Source organism: Microbacterium resistens, from assembly GCF_031456305.1.
Taxonomy (GTDB): Bacteria; Actinomycetota; Actinomycetes; order Actinomycetales; family Microbacteriaceae; genus Microbacterium; species Microbacterium resistens_A.
Map to the genome: position 1 here is coordinate 23687 of NZ_JAVDUM010000014.1, position 17783 is coordinate 41469.

General features: G+C 69.6%; 17 protein-coding genes. 11 read left to right on the forward strand and 6 right to left on the reverse strand.

Annotation, left to right across the window (positions count from 1 at the left end; genetic code table 11):
- The first annotated feature begins 23 nt into the window (after positions 1 to 23).
- Complete coding sequence (locus tag J2Y69_RS14755; protein ID WP_310022099.1) at positions 24 to 1241, forward strand: acyl-CoA dehydrogenase family protein; 1218 nt, start codon at positions 24 to 26, stop codon at positions 1239 to 1241.
- Positions 1242 to 1296: 55 nt separating this feature from the next.
- Here J2Y69_RS14755 and J2Y69_RS14760 read toward each other — a convergent pair whose 3' ends face one another.
- From J2Y69_RS14760 to J2Y69_RS14780, 5 genes are all read right to left on the reverse strand, one after another.
- A complete protein-coding gene (locus J2Y69_RS14760) occupies positions 1297 to 2496 on the reverse strand; it encodes a peptidase C39 family protein (protein WP_310022101.1) in 1200 nt (399 codons plus the stop codon).
- The gene (locus J2Y69_RS14765) at positions 2493 to 4205 is read right to left on the reverse strand and encodes an ABC transporter ATP-binding protein (RefSeq protein WP_310022103.1); all 1713 of its coding nucleotides are present in this window, start codon (positions 4203 to 4205) and stop codon (positions 2493 to 2495) included. Before J2Y69_RS14765 ends, J2Y69_RS14760 begins: the two co-directional genes overlap by 4 nt.
- Positions 4202 to 5086: an ABC transporter permease gene (locus J2Y69_RS14770; protein WP_310022105.1), complete on the reverse strand. Its 885-nt coding sequence runs from the start codon at positions 5084 to 5086 to the stop codon at positions 4202 to 4204. Before J2Y69_RS14770 ends, J2Y69_RS14765 begins: the two co-directional genes overlap by 4 nt.
- Positions 5083 to 6066, reverse strand: coding sequence for an ABC transporter permease (locus J2Y69_RS14775; protein ID WP_310022107.1), 984 nt, complete (start codon positions 6064 to 6066; stop codon positions 5083 to 5085). Before J2Y69_RS14775 ends, J2Y69_RS14770 begins: the two co-directional genes overlap by 4 nt.
- Before the next feature lie 76 nt (positions 6067 to 6142).
- Positions 6143 to 7531: an ABC transporter substrate-binding protein gene (locus J2Y69_RS14780; protein ID WP_310022109.1), complete on the reverse strand. Its 1389-nt coding sequence runs from the start codon at positions 7529 to 7531 to the stop codon at positions 6143 to 6145.
- A gap of 526 nt (positions 7532 to 8057) precedes the next feature.
- On the opposite strand from J2Y69_RS14780, the gene J2Y69_RS14785 reads away from it, so the two are divergent.
- Complete coding sequence (locus J2Y69_RS14785; RefSeq protein WP_310022111.1) at positions 8058 to 8822, forward strand: gamma-glutamyl-gamma-aminobutyrate hydrolase family protein; 765 nt, start codon at positions 8058 to 8060, stop codon at positions 8820 to 8822.
- 175 nt (positions 8823 to 8997) lie between these two features.
- On the opposite strand, the gene J2Y69_RS14790 is transcribed toward J2Y69_RS14785, so the two are convergent.
- Entirely contained in the window at positions 8998 to 9702 is a 705-nt protein-coding gene (locus J2Y69_RS14790) for a hypothetical protein (protein ID WP_310022113.1), read from the reverse strand.
- Between the two features lie 331 nt (positions 9703 to 10033).
- Here J2Y69_RS14790 and J2Y69_RS14795 point away from each other — a divergent pair, with 331 nt between their 5' ends.
- From J2Y69_RS14795 to J2Y69_RS14835, 9 genes are all read left to right on the forward strand, one after another.
- A complete protein-coding gene (locus J2Y69_RS14795; RefSeq protein WP_310022115.1) occupies positions 10034 to 10552 on the forward strand; it encodes a PadR family transcriptional regulator in 519 nt (172 codons plus the stop codon).
- Positions 10552 to 11172, forward strand: a complete 621-nt coding sequence (locus J2Y69_RS14800) for a GyrI-like domain-containing protein (protein WP_310022117.1) — start codon at positions 10552 to 10554, stop codon at positions 11170 to 11172. Before J2Y69_RS14795 ends, J2Y69_RS14800 begins: the two co-directional genes overlap by 1 nt.
- A gap of 273 nt (positions 11173 to 11445) precedes the next feature.
- The gene (locus J2Y69_RS14805; RefSeq protein ID WP_310022119.1) at positions 11446 to 11772 is read left to right on the forward strand and encodes a hypothetical protein; all 327 of its coding nucleotides are present in this window, start codon (positions 11446 to 11448) and stop codon (positions 11770 to 11772) included.
- 10 nt (positions 11773 to 11782) lie between these two features.
- Positions 11783 to 12238, forward strand: a complete 456-nt coding sequence (locus J2Y69_RS14810) for a hypothetical protein (RefSeq protein ID WP_310022122.1) — start codon at positions 11783 to 11785, stop codon at positions 12236 to 12238.
- Between the two features lie 262 nt (positions 12239 to 12500).
- The gene (locus tag J2Y69_RS14815) at positions 12501 to 14066 is read left to right on the forward strand and encodes an ABC transporter substrate-binding protein (protein ID WP_310022124.1); all 1566 of its coding nucleotides are present in this window, start codon (positions 12501 to 12503) and stop codon (positions 14064 to 14066) included.
- A 126-nt stretch (positions 14067 to 14192) separates the two neighbouring features.
- Entirely contained in the window at positions 14193 to 15152 is a 960-nt protein-coding gene (locus J2Y69_RS14820; protein WP_310022126.1) for an ABC transporter permease, read from the forward strand.
- Positions 15149 to 16027, forward strand: coding sequence for an ABC transporter permease (locus J2Y69_RS14825; RefSeq protein WP_310022128.1), 879 nt, complete (start codon positions 15149 to 15151; stop codon positions 16025 to 16027). Before J2Y69_RS14820 ends, J2Y69_RS14825 begins: the two co-directional genes overlap by 4 nt.
- Positions 16024 to 16815 carry an ABC transporter ATP-binding protein gene (locus tag J2Y69_RS14830; protein WP_310022129.1) on the forward strand — a complete coding sequence of 264 codons (792 nt, stop codon included), beginning with the start codon at positions 16024 to 16026 and terminating at the stop codon, positions 16813 to 16815. Before J2Y69_RS14825 ends, J2Y69_RS14830 begins: the two co-directional genes overlap by 4 nt.
- Positions 16805 to 17761, forward strand: coding sequence for an ATP-binding cassette domain-containing protein (locus J2Y69_RS14835; RefSeq protein WP_310022131.1), 957 nt, complete (start codon positions 16805 to 16807; stop codon positions 17759 to 17761). The genes J2Y69_RS14830 and J2Y69_RS14835 overlap by 11 nt, the downstream gene beginning before the upstream one ends.
- Positions 17762 to 17783: the final 22 nt, after the last annotated feature.

Here is a 17783-nt window from a genome sequence, read left to right on the forward strand (position 1 = left end):
CGGCACAGGATTGAGGAGACCCGATGGACTTCACCCCGACCCCGCTCGCCGAGCGCACGCAGGAGAAGATGTGGGCGTTCATGCACGAGCATGTGCTGCCCGCCGAGCCCGTGTGGGCGGAGCAGCTGGCCGAGCTCGGCCCGCACGCCCATCCGCCCGTCATGGAGGAGCTGAAGAGCGAGGCCCGCCGACGCGGCCTCTGGAACCTCTTCCTCCCGGCGCTCTCCGGGATGACGAACCTCGAGTACAGCTCGATCGCCGAGATCACCGGCTGGTCGCCGGTCATCGCTCCCGAGGCGATCAACTGCCAGGCCCCGGACACCGGGAACATGGAGCTGCTCCACCTGTTCGCCACCCCCGAGCAGAAGGAGCGCTGGCTGCAGCCGCTCCTGGACGGCGTGATCCGCTCCGCCTATGCGATGACCGAGCCCGCCGTCGCATCCTCCGATGCGACGAACATCGCCACCTCGATCACGCGCGACGGCGGCGAGTACGTCATCGACGGCCGCAAGTGGTGGATCACCGGGGCCGCCGACGAGCGGTGCGAGGTGTTCATCGTCATGGGGAAGAGCGATCCGTCCGCCGACCCGCATCGGCAGCAGTCCCTGGTCCTGGTCCCCCGGGACACTCCAGGGCTGACCATCGTCCGCCATCTCCCCCTCTTCGGCTATCAGGATCAGCACGGCCACTCCGAGCTGCTGCTCGAGGGCGTGCGCGTGCCGGCGTCCCACCTCCTCGGCGAGGAGGGCGCGGGATTCGCCCTCGCCCAGGCCCGCCTCGGCCCCGGGCGCATCCACCATGCGATGCGGGCGATCGGCATGGCCGAGCGCGCCCTCGCGCTCCTCGTGCGGCGAGCGCAGGAGCGGACCGCCTTCGGCCAGACGCTCGCTTCTCAAGGGACGGTGCAGGACCTCATCGCGCGGTCGCGCATCGAGATCGAGCAGGTGCGCCTGCTGGTCCAGAAGACCGCCTGGCTCATCGATCGGAGCGGCGCCCGTGCGGCTGCCACCGAGATCGCCGCCATCAAGGTCGCCGCCCCTCAGGTCGCGAACGCCGTCATCGATCGCGCCATCGAGGTGCACGGGGCCGCCGGGGTCAGCGACGACACCCCGCTGGCCTACTTCTCCGCCTGGGCGAGGGCGCTGCGGATCGTCGACGGGCCGGACGCCGTCCACCGCCGCACCATCGCCCGCCGGGAGCTGAAGCGCCACCGACCGGGCACGGATCATACGTCGGGCTGACGTCCGCGCCCGCTCCACGGAGCCGATCGGCGTCCGGGATCTCGGCGTCCGCGGGTCAGGACCGATCGGCGTCCGGCGGGGAGAGCAGGATGACCGCGCGATAGGGCTCGGCACCGCCGAGCAGCGACATCTCGTCGAGCGCCGCCTCCGGGATCGGCAGAAGGCTCCCGTCGACCCACGTCTCGCCGGCGTCGGCGTCGACCCACGGGTCCTGGGCGAGGAGCATCCCGCCGGCGGTCCCGTGCAGGACGATCCAGTGGCCGCCCCCGTTCCCCGGGTGCATGATCCCCTGGGAGATCATCACGAGGGCCACGCCTCCGCCTTCGACCTCCTGCGCGATCTCCCGCGCGGTGAGGCGCACCGCGCGCACCGGGATCCCCAGCTCGCGCGCCCTGCGCCGCAGGTCGTCCTGGAGGCCGACGGTGCGCGTCCGGAACTCGGCGAGCTCTGCGTCGTACCACTCGCGCAGCTCATCGGACAGCGCCGCACGGACCTCGTCCCTGAAGCCCGCGGCGACCGGCACGACGAAGGGCGTCTCCCTGTCCGTGAAGAGCTGGATCCCCGCCTGCTCCACCGTGAGCAGCGCCTCCCTGAGGGCGACCACGAGGCCGTAGGGCTCGCAGGGGAACGACATGGTCGCCCGCCGCCAGACCGCCATCTCGACGTCGTGGTTCTCGTTCCAGGTGCGTTCGACGCCGATCCGCGCCGGCGCGAGGAGGGCCGCTCCGAGGAGCGAGGAGACCGGCCCGCAGGTGTATTCCACCGTCTGCCGGTAGTACGGGATCGGCCGTGCCGCGACCGATCCGTCGAGCCAGAGGACGAAGGCGTGCTCCGGCTGCTCCGTCCCCGGTCCCGACCTGATCGGCGCGGGCAGCGGAACGAAACCGTGCTCCTCGGCCCGCACGATCGATCGCCGGTCGCGGGTCTCCCACTTCACGCAGACGCGCCCGTCGGAGCGGGCGTCCTCGACGACGGCGGCGAGGAGCCGCACCCCGAGCGAGGCGTCGTCGGTGAGGAGGTCGACGATCTTCAACGCCCCCGTTCCCGGGCGGGCGGAGGTGAGCAGTGCCGCGGTGCGCTCACCGTCGGACAGCGTGTAGAGGATCGGGGCGTATCCCGACCTCCCCAGTGCCCAGCGGGTCGCTGCCTCCTCCGTGAGGAGCGCGGACACACGCGGGTCGAGGGCGGCGTCCCGGTCGTAGGCCGTGCGTACGACCGCTTCGGTGCCGCCCTCCGTCGTCGTCTCCCCGCTCATGGGCGAGTCCCTTCCGACCTCTCGGTGTCCGGCTGTCCCGACTCCTCGCGTATGGCGATCGTACCGGGGGCGGCCGCCAGGAGCTCCCTGGTGTAGTCCTCCTCAGGGCGCAGGAACACGCGCTCGACGGCGCCGCTCTCGACCATGACCCCTCGCCGGAGCACCATGACGTCGTGCGCGATATCCTTGACGACCGCGAGGTCGTGCGAGATGAACATGATCCCCAGTCCGAGCGCCCCCTGCAGCTCGTCGAGGAGCAGGAGGATCTGCGACTGCACCGAGACGTCGAGGGCGCTGGTCGGCTCGTCGCAGACGAGCAGGTCCGGCTCCAGGATCAGCGCGCGGGCGATCGCCACGCGCTGACGCTGACCGCCGGAGAGCTCCCTCGGGCGCCGGGTGAGGACACCGGACGGGAGGGCCACCCGGTCGATCATCCCCTCCGCACGCGAGCGTCGCTCCGCTCGGCTCCCCACCCCGAAGGCGCGCAACGGCTCCTCCACGATCTCCCGGACGGTCATCCGCGGCGACAGCGAGGTGAACGGGTTCTGGTAGACGACCTGCATGCGCCGCCGCACCTGCCGCAGTCGTTCCCCCTTCAGGCCGGAGATGTCCTCCCCGTCGAAGAGGATCTCGCCCCGGTCCTGCTGCTCGAGGCGCAGCGCGATGCGGGCGAGGGTGGACTTGCCCGAGCCGGACTCGCCGACGACGCCGAGCGTGCGTCCGCGCGCGATCGTCAGCGACACCTCGTCGAGCGCGACCATGCTCTGCCGCGCGGAGCCGGGGAGCGCGAACTCCTTGCGGATCGCACGCGCCTCCAGCAGCGGGGGCGCCGGACGCTCGGTGCCCTCCTCCCTCGGGACCTGTGCGCTGCGGAACGGCCGGGAGCCGGGCAGCGCGGCCAGGAGCCGGCGGGTGTACGGATCCTGCGGGCGGTTCAGCACATCCGCCGTCGGCCCCTGCTCGACGATCCGCCCGCGGTTCATCACGAGCAGCCGGTCAGCGCGATCGGAGGCGACGCCGAGATCGTGCGTGACCAGGAGCATCGCCATGCCCTGGGCCTGGACGAACCCCGAGAGCTGGTCGAGGATGTGCTGCTGGACCGTCACGTCGAGCGCGGACGTCGGCTCGTCGGCGATCAGGAGCTGCGGACCGCAGGCCGTCGCCATCGCGATCAGCACCCGCTGCCGCATGCCGCCCGAGAGCTGATGCTGATACTGACGGGAGCGAGCGGCGGGATCCGTCAGCCCCGCCCCCTCCAGCAGCCCGACCGCGGCCTCCTGGGCGGCGGCCTTGGACAGCCCCCGATGGATCATCAGGGGCTCGGCGACCTGGGCGCCGATCCGGATCACGGGGTTCAGCGAGCTCATCGGATCCTGCGGGACCCAGCCGATCCGATCGCCCCGGAGACGCCTCCACTCGCGCTCGGTGCGGTTCAGGAGGTCCTGACCGTCGAACTCGAGGGTGCCCGCGCGGGCCGTCCCGTTGCGGGAGAGCATTCCGATGAGGGTCTGCGCGATCGTGCTCTTGCCCGATCCCGACTCGCCGACGAGGGCGACGACCTCACCGGGCATGACATCGAAGGAGACGCCCTGCACGATGTCGGCGACCGCGCCGCGCGTGCGGTAGGAGACGTCGAGGTCCCGGACCGTCAGCAGCGGCGCGGGGCCCCCATCGTCGTGACGCCCGGTCGACGGGCTTGCAGGGATCATCGGTGCGCCTCCGTGATGAATTTCGAGATGCGGTTCGTCGACAGCACGAGGAGCGTGATCGCCAGACCCGGCAGGGTCGCGATCCACCAGGAGGTGGCGATGAAGTCCCTCCCGTCCGCGACGAGCCTGCCCCACTCCGGCGAGGGAGGCGGTGCCCCGTAGCCGAGGAAGCTCAGGGCGGAGACCGCGAGGATCGCGATGCCGAACTCGAGCGCGACGAGGGCGAGGACCGGCCCGATCGCGTTGGGCAGGACGTGTCGCAGCAGGACCGCGCCCCAGCGGACGCCCGCCGCGCGGGCGGCCTCCACGTAGAGCTCGTTGCGGACCCGCACGACGTCCGAGCGCATCAGCCGGGCGAAGCTCGCGATGCTCGCCACCCCGACGGCCACGGCGATGTTGACCAGGCCGTATCCCAGCACGACGATGATGGTCATCGACAGCAGCAGCGCGGGGATCGCGAGGAGCGTGTCGACGACGCGCATCAGGGCGTCCTCGACCCTTCGTCCGGAGAATCCGGCGAGCAGGCCGATCGCCGATCCGACGACCGCGGCGATCGCGACGGCGATGAGCACCGCCGACACCGAGTTCGCCGCTCCATAGACCACGCGGGAGAACAGATCGCGTCCCAGACCGTCCGTTCCGAATAGGTGGTCGAGGGACGGCGGGCGCAGGCGCTCCGCGACGACGCCCTCGATGGGGCTGTGGGAGGTGAACAGGCCGGGCAGCGTCACCCAGGCGATGACGAGGAGGACATAGGCGCTCGCCAGGACGAGCCCGACGTTCCGCCCCGCGGAGCCGAGCGCCCGCCTCAGGGGCGACCGCCGACGGCGAGCTCCGTCAGCGCGCTGGGCCGCCATGCTCTGGGTCTCGGTGATGGTCATGAGATTCCTCCCGCCCCGATGGGCTGGCTGCGTCGGCGACGGACCTGGACGCGCAGACGAGGGTCCACGACGACGTAGAGGACATCGACGACGAGGGTCACGATGACGAAGACGATCGCCGAGAACACGACGAGGCCGAGGACGAGAGGGATGTCCTGTGAGCTCACCGCCTCATTGATCAGACGGCCGAACCCCTGCCGCGCGAAGACCGTCTCCACCACGACGGCCCCGGCCAGCAGCTGCCCGACGAGGACTCCGAGGATCGTGAGCGCCGGGAGCGCCGATGCCCGGAGGACGTGGACGGTGAGCAGTCGCAGACGACCCAGCCCCTTGGCGACGGCGACGTCGACGTACGGCTCGTCCATCGCCGTGAGCAGCCCACGGGTGAGGACCTGCCCGACGGCGGCGGCGACCGGGACCGCCAGGGCCAGGGTCGGCAGCACCATGGTGGCCGCTCCCTCCGAGCCGAGCGGCGGGAGGATCCGGAGCCGGAACGCGAAGAGGTCCATGAGCAGCAGCGCGACCCAGAAGGTCGGCAGGGACGCGCCCAGCGACGGCAGGGTCTCCAGGATCGACCGGAGCCGGGCCGAGCGGGTGTACGCGGCGGCGAGGGCGATGACGCCGCCGATGACGGTCCCGACGATGAGCGCGAACAGCGCGATCGTCGCGGTCCCGGGGAACGCCCCCGCGATCAGATCGATCACCGGCTTGCCGTTGGCGAACGAACGACCCCAGCTGCCGACGAGGAAGCCGCCGATCTGCGAGATGTACTGGACCAGGATCGGCCGATCAAGGCCCAGCTCGCTGCGGAGCTGGGCGAGCTGGGCCGGATCGGGCTCGCCGCCCTGTTCGACGCCCTTGTTCGCGATGATCTCGGCGGGGTCGGATGGCAGCAGATAGAGGATGACGAAGCACACCGTGAAGGCCGCCCAGACCACGAACAGCCCCTGGAGCAGCCGGAAGGCCACATACCTGATCATCGACGACCTCCTGTCCCTTTCCCGCCCGGTCCCTCCGCCGTTCCCGGGCCTCGGCGAGGCCCGGGAACGGCGATGGTCACTTCGCCTTCTGAAGCCATGCGCTGGAGAGCACGAGTCTGCTCGACCCGTCGAGGGCGACCCCGTTGAGGTCCGCCGCGACGCCGAAGACCGTGTTCACGAAGAACATCGGCACCGCGAACGCCTTCTCGTAGATGTAGCGCTGGACCTCCTCGGTGATCTTCGCGCGCTTGCCGGGGTCCGTCTCGCTGTTCTGCTTCGTGAGCAGCTCGAGGAATGCGGGATCCTGCTGCCCGTAGCGGCTGCTCGCGAGGGACGCGAGCGCGGAGGCGTCGGCCGTTCCCCAGTTCGTGGTCGTGACGTCGAAGTCGCCCTGGGTGAGGACGCTCGTGTAGTCGGCGACCGGGAGCTGGCGCAGCTGGGCATCGATGCCGACCTTGGCGAGCTGCTGCTGGAGGAGCTCGACCGGCGCCGGGAGGAAGAAGAACGGCAGGCGGAGGGAGAGCCGGACGCCGTCCTTCTCCCGGACGCCGTCGCTCCCGAGCTTCCAGCCCGCGGAGTCCAGGACCTCTTCCGCCTTCTTCACATCCGTCTTCATCACGTCGCCCATGTCGGACGCCCCTGGCGTGGTCGCCGACAGGTACGTCGCGGCCGGCGAGCCGGCGCTCCCGACCACTGCGGCGATGTCGGCACGGTCGACCGCGAGCATGACCGCCTCGCGCACCGCGGGGTCGGAGCCGAGCGGGCTCGCCATGTTGAACACCGCGCTCACCGGCATGCCCGGGTAGGGCTTGATGATCGTCTTCAGCCCTGCGGCCTCCACCACCGGGACGCTCTGGTCCTGGAGGGCGTAGGCGATCTGGATGGTGCCGGAGGTCAGCGCGCCGGCGCGCACACCCGGCTCGGGGATGATCTTGAAGGTCACCTCGTCGAGGTAGGCCTCCCCCTTGTTCTCCCGGGCGGACGAGCCCCAGGCGTAGCCGTCGCGCTTCTTCAGCTGGAGCTGGTCGTTGTGGACGTAGGAGGACAGGACGAACGGACCGGAGCCGATGACGCCGTCCGCGCACCGCTCCTCCGGCGTCTTCGCGGCGCTCGCGGCGGACACGATGCCGAACGTCGCCGTCGAGGTGGCCTGGAGGAACTGCGCGTTGGGCTGATCGAAGCTGATCTCGGCCGTCCGGTCATCGATCACGGTGACTCCGCCGTATCCGGCGAGCGCCTGGGAGGCGCTGGGCGCCTTGGCGCCCAGCGCGACAAGGCCGTCGAAAGTCGCCTTGACCGCGGTCGCGTCGACCGGCGTGCCGTCGCTGAACGTCGCGCCGTCGCGGAGGTGGAACGTGAACGACCGTCCGTCCGCGCCCATCTCCCAGGACTCGGCGAGGTAGGGGACGATCTCGCCGGTCTCGGAGTTCTGATCGGTGAGACGGTCGACGGTCTGCCCGAGCATCTCCTGCGCGGCGATCGCCGAGGTCTGGTGCGGGTCGATGCAGCCGGGGTCGATGCTGACCCCGACGGTGATCGCTCCCCCCTTGACGGGTTCCCCCGTCGCCTCTGCCGTCGGCGGGCCCGCCGTGCAGGCGGAGACCGCGAAGGCGGCGGAGACGACGGCGAGGACGCCGAGGACGCGGGGAAGGGGCCGTCGGGCGTCGGGACGCCCCTGGCCGATCCGTGGGTTTCGTAGCGTGTGAATGATCTTCTCCCAGCTTTTGGGGGCCGGTCGGGAACCGGACCCGGACAGACGATCTGATGTATGCGATCTGCGCGGGTCACCTTCGACCTCACGCTCTTGACTTAGCGCTCGCTAATCAGTCATTATGCTTGACGACCCCCGATTCGTCAACCCGTCGACGAACACCGGGGAAACCCTCCGACGTGGCCGTCTCGGACCGCTCCGGAGGCGCATCCTGACGCCCTCCCGCGGGCCGGAGGAGCAGCATCGCGACGGGGTCGCTTCGCCCAGAGAGGACGCACAGATGAAGGCAGCGGAACAGGACGGCGCGCCACCGCGCAGTCGCCCGGTCATCGGTCTCACGACCTACCTCGACCGCATCCAGCAGGGGGTGTGGGATGCGCGCGCGGCGTTCCTGCACGCCTCGTACATCGACCCGGTCGGCGCGGCCGGCGGCACCGTCGTCCTTCTTCCGCCGCTCACCCGCCCCGGGGACGCGGCGGCGGTCCTGGATCGCATCGACGGCCTGATCCTCACCGGCGGCTACGACATCGATCCAGCGATCTACGGACGCCCCCGGCATCCGGAGTCCGATCCGGCGGATGAGAGCCGCGACTCCTGGGAGACCGCGCTCCTACGCGAGGTCGAACGACTCCGGCTGCCCCTCCTCGCGATCTGCCGGGGATTCCAGCTCCTCAACGTGGTCCGCGGCGGGACCCTGCACCAGCACCTCCCCGAGACCCTCGGGACGGACAGGTACCGCGCCGGGGGCGGAAGGTTCGCGGAGAACCCCGTCGACGTGCCGGAGGGATCACGCCTCTCGACCGCGGTCGGGAGCGGTCGGCGCGTCATCCACAGCCACCACCATCAGGGCGTGGAGCGGGTCGGCGACGGTCTCATCGTCACGGCCCGGAGCGACGATGACCTGGTGCAGGCCGTCGAGGATCCCCGGGAGGACCGGTACGCGGTCGGCGTCCAATGGCATCCGGAGCAGGACGCGGCCGACCGCGGCCTCTTCGAAGATCTCGTCCGTCAGGCCGAGCGCCATCGGGACGGCCGCGCCGGCTGACCGGCTCCGCATCACGCGGCCTACATCACGGAGCCGCGCCACGGGTCCCCCGTCACGGAGCCTCGTCGTACGCCGGCGGAAACGGTGGGAAGGCGCCTCCCCCGAGACGCCTTCCCACCCCTCGCCCCCGCTCGCCCGAACACGGCGGAGGCGGTCTCAACACGGCGGGGCGGTCTCAGGGGGTCTGGCGCGCGATCTCCTGCTTGAGCGTCTCGAGCTCCTCCGCGCTCAGGTCCGGCGCCAGCACCGCCAGCTCCTCGTCGGAGAGGCTCTTCGGGTCCTGCACGTTGCACCCGACGATGAGGTTGGGCCGGAACTCCACGCTCTCATCGCCCGTGATCGCACCGCCGTTGCCGGAGGTGAAGACGAACTTCGCCGAGAAGGTCGAGTGCATGAGGGCCGTCTGCCATCCTGTGCTGACGCGGGCCCCAGGGGCGAACCCCTCGGCGGGGACGACGTACGTCACCGTGCGGCTCTTGCGGTCCGTTTTGATCACGGCCCACCACGGGTCATCGCTCGTCCAGCTGCTCCACCGCGAGAAGGTGAACCCGTCCGAGGAGCGGTCCCACCAGGTGAGGCCGGTGTCGTTGTCGACCCAGCTCTTGGAGAGCGAGCGCCAGATCAGCTCTCCGGTCACGTCGTACTGCTCGGTCCAGGCGAACACGGTGCCCCCGGGGATCGGCTCGGATCCGGTGTTCGTCAGGATGAACCCGCCGCCCGAGGTGATCCCGATCAGCCCCGAGCAGGACCCCTCGACCTGGAGGTTCCAGGGGATGACCTCGGGGGATGCGGTCGCGGTCGGGACGGCCACCGCCGCCGCGATGACCGGCACACTCCATGCGGCGCCCTTGACGACGCTTCGACGACTCACTTCAGCCATGTATCTCCCCATTCGTTCCGTATGCGTGCGGTGATCCCGCACGGAGAACAAGACTGCGGGCGGGCCGGAGGCGAACCGCGCCCAGCGCCCCACGGCGTCGGAAATGGCTACAGTCGCTGTCCGATCCGGCACTGCGCCCACCATCCGGCACTGCGCATGCGATCCGGCGCTGCGCGTGCGATCCGGCACTGCGCATGCGACCCGGATGGCGGGAAATCCCCCGTTTGACGGCCCGGTCCGGCCGGGGACTCCCGCCATCCGGGGAATCGACCTGCATCTGGGCCGACCATCGTGCGGGATCGGCTGATTATTCTAGTGCTAGAGTATGGCCATGACTCTGACCGCCTCCGAGCTGACGATCCTGGGGCTTCTCATCGAACGCCCCCAGCACGGCTATGACCTGGAGCAGGTGATCGAGCAGCGCGGGATCCGTCAGTGGACCGACATCGGCTTCTCCTCGATCTACTACCTGCTCGCCAAGCTCGAGAAGAAGGGGCTCGTCGAGGTCAGGGAGCGTCCGGCGGGATCGCGTGCCCGTCGCATCTTCCATCCCACCTCAGCGGCGTACGGTGCCGCATCCGAGAACGCCAGGGCGCTGCTCGCCGAGGTCCGAACTCCCCCGCACCCCTTCCTCGTCGGGCTCGCCAACCTCCCATTGATCCCGGAGGGCGAGTACGAGGCGACGCTGCTCGCCCGTCTGCGGCAGATCGACGCGCGTCTCGCCGCGATCACCGCCGCCGAGGAGCAGCAGTCCCCGTTGCCCCTCGCCGCCCGCGAGGTCTTCTCCTATTCGCTATGCCTCCTGGAGGCGGAAAGGTCGTGGCTCGCCAGCCGAGTCCAGGTGCTCTGATGACCGAAAAGATCGACTTCAAGAAGGAGCTCGACTCCTACCACGCCAGGCAGGGGCGGTTCCGGATGCTCGATGTCCCCGACATGCAGTACCTCATGGTCGACGGCCACGGCGACCCGAACAGCTCGCCCGCCTACGCGGATGCCCTCGCCGCGCTCTACCCGGTCGCCTACACGCTGAAGTTCGCGAGCAAGCAGGAGCTGGGGCGGGACTACGTCGTGATGCCGCTCGAGGGCCTGTGGTGGTCCGCGGACATGGAGGCCTTCACCGCCGCACGGGACAAGAGCCGGTGGGACTGGACGATGATGATCATGACCCCCGACTGGATCGACGAGGAGATGTTCGATCGCGCCATCGCGCGAGCCGGCGCGAAGGACCGTCCCGCACGACTCGACGACGTCCGTCTCGCGACGCTCTCGGAGGGCCGGTGCGTGCAGACCCTTCACGTCGGCTCCTTCGACGACGAGGCCGACGTGCTCGCGCGGATGCATGACGAGTTCATCCCCGGCGAGGGTCTGGAGATGGTCGGCACGCACCACGAGATCTACTTCAAGGATCCGCGGAGGACCGCGCCGGAGAAGCTGCGGACCCTCCTTCGCCAGCCCGTCCGCGCCCTCTGAGCGAATGACCGCGGTTCGCGACGGAGCGCAGCCGCCGAAAGCGTCAGCTGGGGGTTGAAGACCCCACGCACCGGATCGAGCTGCGATCGCACGGACCTCTGACACTCATCACAAACAGGCAACGATTCAATCGTTACACAGCCTACTGTCATATCGTCTCAAATGCGGGTTCGCAAAGGCGAATGCTGAAACGGCCACGAGATGCCGGGCAACTCTCGGTTTTGCAACTGCGACGATCTCGTAGCAAGAAATTCACCATACACGGGGGTAGAAGTGAAGAAATTCAGCACTGCTTTCCAGGTCTCGGCGCTCGCCGCTGCGATGGTCTTGTCGGCAGGCTTCGCCGCGGGGCCGGCCTTCCCCGACGGCGGTTCCTCTCCCGGTACCCCGCCGGACGCGACGGACTCCAGTCAGACCGATGAGACTGTGGTCACGCGAGTGGATGAAGTCCTCTCACCGGCCGAGCTCCAGAAGATCGGTGCCACTCAGAGCCAGGCGGATATCGACAAGATCATCGCGATGGCGAGCCCCACTCAGAACGTCCAGGTGCTGCTCGACTTCGACACCATGACCTACGGTGGCGCAGTTCTCGTCAATTGAGGGAACTCTCATGGCTGAATCAGGAACCGCATCATCTTCACGTCCACGCTGGTATATCGCCGGCGGAATCGCACTCGTTCTCGTCGTCGCCGCGGTCTGGGTCGGCTGGGCCTGGATCACAAGAGACGAAGGGCGTATCGCCACGGTGTCCGTATCATCATCGCCCTGGCCAGAGAAGTACGCGATCGGCAAGGGTGCGGAGACGCGCTACGAGGACTTCCACGGCGTGATGATCGGGACGTCGACGGTAAAGGACCCGAGCCCCGAGGAGGACCACTGCCTGATGGTCGTGATCAACGACCAGATAAAAGGCAGCTGCGCACCGAAGTCCGAAGACGCGTTCGTCAAGTTCGCCGTAGGGCCCGCTGCTCCCGAAGCCCTGCGAGACGAGTTCCCTGAAGGAACCAACATCCGTGTGACCTTCAACGGCAGCGACGTCGTCGTTCACCGCGACAAGGCGTCTTAGGGGACGCGCCCGTACTCCTCAGCCGCGTAGACATCGCGGCTCTCCACCCTCTGGGCTACCTGGATCGTTGGTGTGCGAACCGCAATGCGGTCGATGCGAGTCGTCGCGCTGTTCTCGTGAGTGGCCGCGGAGCGCCACGGCCGTGATCGCGTCATACGGCGTTACATCCGGAATGGATCGGCCGCACCTCGTGGTTATCCTCGAAGGCCGTCTTCCCGAGCACGGCCGCACATCTGTCATCCACAGCGAAGAGAGCCCTCCTATGGCGCGACGCCACCGCATCGCCACCGTCCTGTCCATCGTCGCAGCGACCGGCCTGGCCCTCACGGCCTGCGCCCCCGCCACCGGCGACGCCGCCGGGACCGCCGCGTCCGCGGGGACGACCGGGAGCAGCTTCACCTATGTGATCGCCTCGGACCCGTCCTCGACGAACCCCATCAACGCGAGCGACCGCTGGGGGCTCACGTTCTCGAACATCGTGTACTCGCCGCTCGCCCGCGTCGAGGGCGACGGGAAGGTCGTCAACGAGCTCGCGGAGTCGATCGAGCCCGCCGCCGACGGCCTGTCCGTCACGGTGACGCTGAAGGACGGGCTCAAGTGGTCCGACGGCGAGCCGCTCACCGCGGACGACGTCGTCTTCACCTACACGAACAAGGCGATCCGGGAGAACGGCAACGCCGACCTGCTGTACGTCGGCGACAAGCCGATCACCGCCGAGGCGACCGACGCGCGGACCGTGGTCTTCCACCTCCCGAGCGTCAGCGCCGCCGCGATCAGCAACATCGCCACCGAGACCTACATCATCCCGAAGCACGTCTACGGCGCGGTCACGGACTTCTCGGTCACTGCGCTCGATCCCGCCGCCGTCGGCTCGGGTCCGTACCGGCTCACGGAGTACAAGCGCGGCGAGTACCTCCGGTTCGAGCCGAACCCGAACTACTACGGCGATGCCCCGAACATCAAGGACCTCACGCTGCGGATCGTCTCCAACGCCGACACCGTGAAGACGGCTCTCCAGACCGGCGAGGTCGACGCCTCGTTCGTCACGCCCGCCCAGGTCGAGGAGTTCGCCGGCACGGACGTGACCACCTACCCCTATGCGGAGGGCCGAGTCGCCTACCTCGGCGTGAACGCGGCGAAGGTGCCCGATGTGAACGTCCGAAAGGCCCTGTTCACGAGCCTGGACCGCGCGCAGATCGGCGACGGGGCGTTCCTGAGCCCCGATTACTACGCCGAGGCCTACTCGATCCTCCCCCCGAGCAACCCGTTCGCGACGGCCGACGTGGAGAAGTACGACACCGACGTGGACGCGGCCAAGAAGCTCCTCGCCGGCGCGACGCCGGCCCTGACCCTCGGCTACAGCGCGAACGATCCCGCGCAGCAGACGGAAGCGACCCTCATCCAGGAGCAGGCCGCGAAGGCCGGCATCACCGTCGAGCTCCAGGCGGTCGACCCGAACGCCCTGACCCCCGAGGTGCAGAAGGGCAAGGACTCGCAGTTCGACCTCTTCCTCGGTGGCTACATCATGGGCAACGACCCGGACGCCTACAGCGCGCTGTTCCGCACCGGAGCCTCGGCGAACTACTTCTCCTACTCGAACCCGGCCGTCGACGCCCTCTTCGACAAGGGAGCGGCGGAGCTCGACAAGAACGCCCGCACGGCGACCTATGCGGAGCTGCAGCAGAAGATCGCCGAGGACGCGGTCTTCTACCCCATCGCCGACAACAAGAAGATCCTCGCGGTGAACAAGCGGATCACGGGTGTCGAGGACGCGACGCCGGTCCCGATCTACACGCTGGAGAACTTCGGCAAGCTCAAGGTCCAGTGAGCTGACGCAGGTCGCCCGCCCTCGGCATCCGCCCGACGGATCCCGAGGGGCGGGCGTTCTGCGGCATGATCCTTGAGGGACGCGCACGATCCTGCGTGCGCACAGACAGCGGAAGGAGACCGGGGAATGCTCATGTTCGCCGCGCGGCGGCTGGCGCAGCTCGTCCCGATGCTGCTGATCGTCACCGCCGTGATCTTCGCCCTGATCAACACGGCCGGCTACGACGTGGTGGACGCGATCACCACGCCGTCGATGTCGGAGGCGACGAAGGAGGCGATGCGCGCCAAGTTCGGCCTCGACCAGCCGCTGTGGGTGCAGTACGGGCTCTGGCTCGGCAACGTGGTCCAGGGCGACTTCGGCTACTCGCTCGTGAGCCGCCATTCGATCGCCGCCGACCTCGCCACGCGCATCCCGAACACGATCGCGCTGATCGGCCCCGCATACCTCACCGCGTTCATCCTCGCGATCGTCCTGGGACTCGCCGCCGGCTCCCGTCCGGGCAGCCGCCTGGACCGGATCATCGACGGCGTCTGCTCCGTCGCCATCGCGACGCCGACCTTCTGGTTCGCGCTGCTGGTGATCTTCGTCTTCGGGTTCCAGCTGCGCGCCTTCCCGATCCTCGGGATGCACAGCGTCGGGCGCACCGACTACGCGGACTACCTCGCGCACTTCGCGATGCCGTTCCTGGTGCTCGTCGTCGCGTTGTTCCCCAACCTCACCCGCTACGTCCGAGCGGCCGCGGCCACCCAGCAGGCCGAGGACTACGTGCTCGTCCAGCGCGCGTTCGGCGCCGGTCGCTGGACGATCCTCTCGCGGCACGTCAGCCGCAACGTGCTCCTTCCCGTCATCACCCAGGTGGGCCTCGCCGTGCCGATCCTCGTGACCGGCGCGATCGTCACCGAGTCGATCTTCGGGTGGCCGGGCGTCGGCGAGTACCTGCTCACCGCCTCGTCGAGCCTGGACTATCCGGTGATCCTCACGGTCCTGCTCCTGTCGGCCGTCCTGGTCGTGCTCGGCAACCTTCTGGCAGACCTGCTCTACGTCGCGGCGGATCCCCGTATCCGCCTGGGAAGGAGGGCACGATGACCACCTCGACCACCCCGGCGGAACGCCCTCGCCGCATCCGCACGACAGAGGACTCGGTCCTGGCACGCATGCTGCGCCGTCCCGGGACGGTCGCGGCCCTCGTGATCCTGGCCGTCATCGCCGCGCTCTGCGTCCTCTCGCCGCTGCTGCCGTTCGACGGGACGACCTCGCACACCGACCAGCGCTGGACGGGACCGAGCGCCGCGCACTGGCTCGGCACCGACGACCTCGGTCGCGACTATCTCGTCCGCGTCCTCGAAGGAGGGCGGATCTCCCTGTTCGTGGGGGTTGCCGCGACCGTCGCGTCGATGACGGTCGGCGTCGTCGTCGGCCTCGTGGCGGGCTACTTCGGCGGCTTCATCGACGATCTGCTCATGCGGCTCGTCGATCTGCTCTCGTCCGTGCCGTGGATGGTGCTCGTGATCGTGGCGAGCGTGTTCTTCCGCCCCGGCCTGTGGACCATCATCCTGATCATCGGCCTGCTCAGCTGGATGGACACCGCGCGCCTGGTCCGCGCCGAGGCGCTCTCCGCGCGGGAGCGGACCTATGTCGGCTATGCCGCGTTCGTCGGCGAGCGTCCGCTGCGGATCATCGTGCGCCACATCCTGCCCGCCGCCGTCCCCACGATCGTCGTCGCCGCGACCGCGACGGTCGGCAACGCGATGATGACGGAGTCCGCGCTCAGCTTCCTCGGCATGGGCATCCAGGCCCCGCTCGCCTCCTGGGGAAGCCTGCTCAACGCGGCGCAGGGCTCGCTCCAGAAGGCGCCCCTGCTGGCCGTCGTGCCCGGTCTCCTGATCGCGGTCACGGTGTTCTGCACCAACGTCGTCGGCAACGGCCTCCGTGCCGCCGTGCTCCGGGAGGGCGGCCGATGAGCGACCTGCTGCTGGACGTCCGCGGCCTCTCGGTGGACGTCGTCCGCCCCGACGGCGAGACGGTACGGATCCTCCACGATGTGGACCTGGCCGTCGGACGCGGCACCGTGATGGGCGTGGTCGGCGAGTCCGGCTCCGGCAAGACCATGCTGCTCCGCGCGCTCATGCGCATCCTCCCGGATCGCGCGACCGCCTCCTTCGGCCGTCTCGCCTTCGACGGCGCCGAGGTCGGAGCGTCTGCCCGCGCGCCGCGCCTGCCGATCGCGATGGTGTTCCAGGATCCGCTGACGTCGTTCGACCCGCTGCGCCGGATCGGCGGGCACCTCACGGAGGTCGTGCGCAGGTTCCAGGGCGTGCGCGGTGCCGAGGCCCGGCGCCGCGCATCCGCCGCGCTCGACGACGTCGGCATCCCCGATCCGGACCGCGTGCTGCGTCAGTTCCCGCATGAGCTGTCCGGCGGGATGCGCCAGCGGGCCCTGATCGCGATGGCTCTGCTCGCCCGCCCCGAGATCCTGGTCGCCGACGAGCCGACGACCGCGCTGGACGCCACGATCCAGACGCAGATCCTCGCCCTGCTGGCGCGCCTGCAGCGCGAGCAGGGCCTCACGATCGTGATCGTGACGCACGACCTCGGCGTCGTCGCCGCGCTGTGCGACCGCGTGACGGTCATGAAGGACGGGCACGTCGTGGAGACCGGCGCGACCGAGACGGTGTTCGCCGATCCGCAGCACCCCTACACGCGAGAGCTCCTCGCCGCGACGCCGGGAGCGGAGACGCATGATGACTGAGCAGCAGGCAGAGCACGCGGCGACGGCGGAGACGGCCCACCAGGATCCCCTCATCCGGGTCGACGCCCTCCGCAAGGAGTTCCGGGTACGGGGGCGCGGCAGGGGCGCGCGCAGCCTCGTCGCCGTCGACGACGTGACGCTCGACATCGAGGAGGGGGAGACGCTGGCCGTCGTCGGCGAGTCCGGAAGCGGGAAGTCCACCCTCGGTCGCGCGATCCTTCAGCTCGAACGCCCCACCTCGGGGTCCGTGCACTACCGCGGCGAGGATCTCACCGCGATGTCCCCCGCACGGAGGCGCCTGCGGCAGCGCGACATGCAGATCATCTTCCAGGATCCCTACTCGTCGCTGAACCCGACGCGCTCCGCGCTGCAGCAGGTCCTCGAGCCGCTGCAGGTCCTCCGCGCGCCCGACGCCGTCGAGCGCGCGATCGAGGCGCTGGAGCGGGTCGGCATCCCGGCCGACGCCGCCGCACGGCTCCCCCGGTCCTTCAGCGGCGGGCAGCGCCAGCGCATCGCGATCGCGCGGGCCATCGCGGTCCGCCCCTCGTTCATCGTGTGCGACGAGCCCGTGTCGGCCCTGGACAGGTCGACCCAGGCACAGGTCGCCGACCTCCTGCGCGACCTGCAGCGGCAGCTCGGGCTCACCTATCTGTTCATCTCGCACGACCTGTCGGTGGTCCGTGAGATCGCCCGCCGTACCGCGGTGATGTATCGCGGCCGCGTCGTCGAGCTCGGACCGACCGCGCAGATCTTCGACTCCCCGCAGCACCCGTACACCCGACGACTGCTGGAGGCCATGCTCGTGCGGGAGCCGGAGATCGCCCGCGAGCGCCTCGCCCGCGTCGGCGCGGACGAGGCGGACACGATCACGACGATCGGAGACCTGCGGGAGATCGCACCGGGACACCTCGTCCGCCTGAGCGCTCCCCCCTCGGACGCGGCCTGAGAGGCCGGTCGGACTAAGGCGC

What these genes read in the sequence shown, in the direction of transcription:
- J2Y69_RS14760 (WP_310022101.1), bottom strand. Translation starts at nt 2,496, where the DNA reads ATGAGCGGGGAGACGACGACGGAGGGCGGCACCGAAGCGGTCGTACGC.
- J2Y69_RS14815 (WP_310022124.1), top strand. Translation starts at nt 12,501, where the DNA reads ATGGCGCGACGCCACCGCATCGCCACCGTCCTGTCCATCGTCGCAGCG.
- J2Y69_RS14785 (WP_310022111.1), top strand. Translation starts at nt 8,058, where the DNA reads ATGAAGGCAGCGGAACAGGACGGCGCGCCACCGCGCAGTCGCCCGGTC.
- J2Y69_RS14770 (WP_310022105.1), bottom strand. Translation starts at nt 5,086, where the DNA reads ATGACCATCACCGAGACCCAGAGCATGGCGGCCCAGCGCGCTGACGGA.
- J2Y69_RS14765 (WP_310022103.1), bottom strand. Translation starts at nt 4,205, where the DNA reads ATGATCCCTGCAAGCCCGTCGACCGGGCGTCACGACGATGGGGGCCCC.
- J2Y69_RS14775 (WP_310022107.1), bottom strand. Translation starts at nt 6,066, where the DNA reads ATGATCAGGTATGTGGCCTTCCGGCTGCTCCAGGGGCTGTTCGTGGTC.
- J2Y69_RS14825 (WP_310022128.1), top strand. Translation starts at nt 15,149, where the DNA reads ATGACCACCTCGACCACCCCGGCGGAACGCCCTCGCCGCATCCGCACG.
- J2Y69_RS14810 (WP_310022122.1), top strand. Translation starts at nt 11,783, where the DNA reads ATGGCTGAATCAGGAACCGCATCATCTTCACGTCCACGCTGGTATATC.
- J2Y69_RS14780 (WP_310022109.1), bottom strand. Translation starts at nt 7,531, where the DNA reads ATGCTCGGGCAGACCGTCGACCGTCTCACCGATCAGAACTCCGAGACC.
- J2Y69_RS14835 (WP_310022131.1), top strand. Translation starts at nt 16,805, where the DNA reads ATGATGACTGAGCAGCAGGCAGAGCACGCGGCGACGGCGGAGACGGCC.
- J2Y69_RS14755 (WP_310022099.1), top strand. Translation starts at nt 24, where the DNA reads ATGGACTTCACCCCGACCCCGCTCGCCGAGCGCACGCAGGAGAAGATG.
- J2Y69_RS14800 (WP_310022117.1), top strand. Translation starts at nt 10,552, where the DNA reads ATGACCGAAAAGATCGACTTCAAGAAGGAGCTCGACTCCTACCACGCC.
- J2Y69_RS14790 (WP_310022113.1), bottom strand. Translation starts at nt 9,702, where the DNA reads ATGGCTGAAGTGAGTCGTCGAAGCGTCGTCAAGGGCGCCGCATGGAGT.
- J2Y69_RS14820 (WP_310022126.1), top strand. Translation starts at nt 14,193, where the DNA reads ATGCTCATGTTCGCCGCGCGGCGGCTGGCGCAGCTCGTCCCGATGCTG.
- J2Y69_RS14830 (WP_310022129.1), top strand. Translation starts at nt 16,024, where the DNA reads ATGAGCGACCTGCTGCTGGACGTCCGCGGCCTCTCGGTGGACGTCGTC.
- J2Y69_RS14795 (WP_310022115.1), top strand. Translation starts at nt 10,034, where the DNA reads ATGACTCTGACCGCCTCCGAGCTGACGATCCTGGGGCTTCTCATCGAA.